General features: G+C 49.3%; 3 protein-coding genes and 2 pseudogenes. 1 reads left to right on the top strand and 4 read right to left on the bottom strand.

The window, feature by feature from the left end:
• The 4 genes and pseudogenes from BHE85_RS26785 to BHE85_RS26775 form a co-directional block, all read right to left on the bottom strand.
• Positions 1 to 342, bottom strand: a pseudogene (locus BHE85_RS26785) (phage tail protein); the annotation flags it as partial.
• Between the two features lie 20 nt (positions 343 to 362).
• Positions 363 to 1,028, bottom strand: a complete 666-nt coding sequence (locus BHE85_RS26780) for a hypothetical protein (RefSeq protein ID WP_004981765.1) — start codon at positions 1,026 to 1,028, stop codon at positions 363 to 365.
• Positions 1,015 to 1,605 (bottom strand): YmfQ family protein, encoded by a 591-nt coding sequence (locus BHE85_RS13480; protein ID WP_039064058.1) that lies wholly within the window; start codon positions 1,603 to 1,605, stop codon positions 1,015 to 1,017. The genes BHE85_RS26780 and BHE85_RS13480 overlap by 14 nt, the downstream gene beginning before the upstream one ends.
• On the bottom strand, positions 1,605 to 1,763 hold the full coding sequence (locus BHE85_RS26775) for a hypothetical protein (RefSeq protein ID WP_000281422.1): 159 nt from the start codon (positions 1,761 to 1,763) through the stop codon (positions 1,605 to 1,607). Before BHE85_RS26775 ends, BHE85_RS13480 begins: the two co-directional genes overlap by 1 nt.
• An 81-nt stretch (positions 1,764 to 1,844) precedes the next feature.
• Between BHE85_RS26775 and BHE85_RS13475 the strand changes: the two are divergent.
• Positions 1,845 to 2,163 (top strand): annotated as a pseudogene (locus tag BHE85_RS13475) (transposase); the annotation flags it as partial.

The following is a 2,163-nucleotide window of genomic DNA, read 5'->3' as shown; positions in this document are numbered from 1 at the left end:
CATTTCATAACCATACCGCACATCCTGTACCCCCTCAGTTCGATGTTTATAGCGGGCATCGAAGTTTCCGTAATTTAACGGAATTACCTGTCCGTTTACAGCGAATGTGATACTACCATCGGTATTTCTCTGGCTGTAGAAATGCCAGCCGGAATCATCACCAAGCTCTGCAACAACAGGCCTGGATGGATTACCCCACAAATAAAACGCTGCATTTTTCGTGGAGTTGTTGGCGCTGGATAACGTGAATTTTTTAGCATTTCCGGCCTGAATATTTTTTAACGCTATCGCCACACCATTCTGGAAACGAAATACATGCTGTCCATTCGCATAAACATCCAGAATGCCGTCGCCGTTTTGTTTTATACCTGTATCGTTATCCCCGAAAGCAATTGAATTCCCCCCAGGGCGTTCTGAACGCCGATACCCAGCGCACCATTGACCTGCGAACCACCGCCAACAGACACTTTATGCGACATGGATATTTCACCCGTCCGCAGATTAATGGTGAACGGGCGCAGGGGACCAATATCGCCATTTTCCCCCTGACCTTCACTGGTGGGAATAAGGTGCAGGCACTCTTCCGAACGACGAAAAATCAGGCCAAAAGCTTCGTTGAAAATCCTCAGCGCATTAACACCACGGATTTTCAGCTCTCCGGTCATGGTGTCGCCATCACGCTGAACGGCATTTTTTGCCTTATCCACCGTGGGTTTTAATCCGAGGTTTTCAACAGCCTCATCCCTGTCTTCCACATCCGAAAGGTTATTTTTTATCAGCAATGCCTCTTCGTTAATTGCACCGCCCACCAGCAATAATATAGCCTTATATAGCTGGTCGTGTTCTTCTTTATTCAGTTCTATCCCGGCCTTCTCAATGACACCACAGATTTCCTCCTGAATGGCATTCCACATGGCACTGTTCAGCCAGGTAGCAAGACGTCCTGTGCGAAGATTTCCGTCAGTAAATCCGTTCTTACCCGGACCAAACTTATCTTTTACCGCAGTCAGCGTATCAATCCTGTGCATCTTCATCCTCATCTGGATAGGAAAATAAAACGACGGTGTGTGACGGATATAATTTATTAATCACGCACTCCGCAACCGTATCCCCCCACGTCCGGATCGGTGTGTTGCAGGCGTCCGTGCATGTCTGCCACTGAGCACCGGCATCCACCGGCAACGTCACACGCCAGAAATAACGCCAGCGATCTCCCCATTCCGGATCGGGGCTTGCATCCAGGTGCTGGAACTGTTCGATCGTTACGCCGGTATATCCCAGCGCCTCAAGCTGATCCAGGAAGAACTGCTCATTTATGCCACCAGCCACATTGGCTTTTGCTTCAAGACGTTGCTGACGCTGGCGTAATGTCTGGGTTCCGACAGGGGAACAGGAATCAGGTAAACCATACAATTCTTCATAACGTTCAATCAGCTCTGTGGACTGACCGGGATCGATTTCAATCACCAGTTCATCAGCCCGCTGGTGAACACGCACAAGCGATGGTGCCAGACCGTCAAGTACACCGTCGGTATCTGACCATGCAGGCCCCGGCTGCATCAGTCCGTACAGCAGCTTTGTATAATCATCCTGTAACGAATCCATTATTTACTCCTTGCCGGGTCATAAGCCTGCCAGGTGATCTCGCCGAGCACCGGAAGCTCGGTCTCCCCCAGGTCAATATCCGATGAAGGGACGATTAACCGGTGGGCCACTTCACCAGCAGACAAACTGATGGCCTCACTGATTCTGGACAGATACATACGCCCCTCTGGCACACTGAGGTAGCCTGAGTTTAACGGACACTCCTTCCTGAAATAGAATGGCATCAGAAGGAGCTAATAATGAGCAGAAAAAACCAACGTTACTCTAAAGAGTTCAAAGCCGAAGCTGTCAGAACGGTTCTTGAAAATCAACTTTCGATCAGTGAAGGCGCTTCCCGATTATCCCTTCCTGAAGGCACTTTAGGACAATGGGTTACCGCCGCCAGAAAAGGGCTCGGTACTCCTGGTTCCCGCACGGTGGCTGAACTGGAATCTGAAATTCTGCAACTGCGTAAGGCGTTAAATGAAGCTCGCCTTGAGCGAGATATATTAAAAAAAGCAACAGCGTATTTTGCACAGGAGTCGCTGAAAAATACGCGTTAATCGAACAATGGCGACA

The organism is Shigella sp. FC1567 (genome assembly GCF_001743015.1).
Taxonomy (GTDB): domain Bacteria; phylum Pseudomonadota; class Gammaproteobacteria; order Enterobacterales; family Enterobacteriaceae; genus Escherichia; species Escherichia coli.
The sequence above is the reverse complement of the archived record's forward strand: the minus strand, read 5'-3'. Positions and strand labels throughout refer to the sequence as shown.

Coding starts and splice junctions, on each gene's coding strand:
- BHE85_RS26780 (WP_004981765.1), bottom strand. CDS start 1,028: ATGCACAGGATTGATACGCTGACTGCGGTAAAAGATAAGTTTGGTCCG.
- BHE85_RS13480 (WP_039064058.1), bottom strand. CDS start 1,605: ATGGATTCGTTACAGGATGATTATACAAAGCTGCTGTACGGACTGATG.
- BHE85_RS26775 (WP_000281422.1), bottom strand. CDS start 1,763: ATGTATCTGTCCAGAATCAGTGAGGCCATCAGTTTGTCTGCTGGTGAA.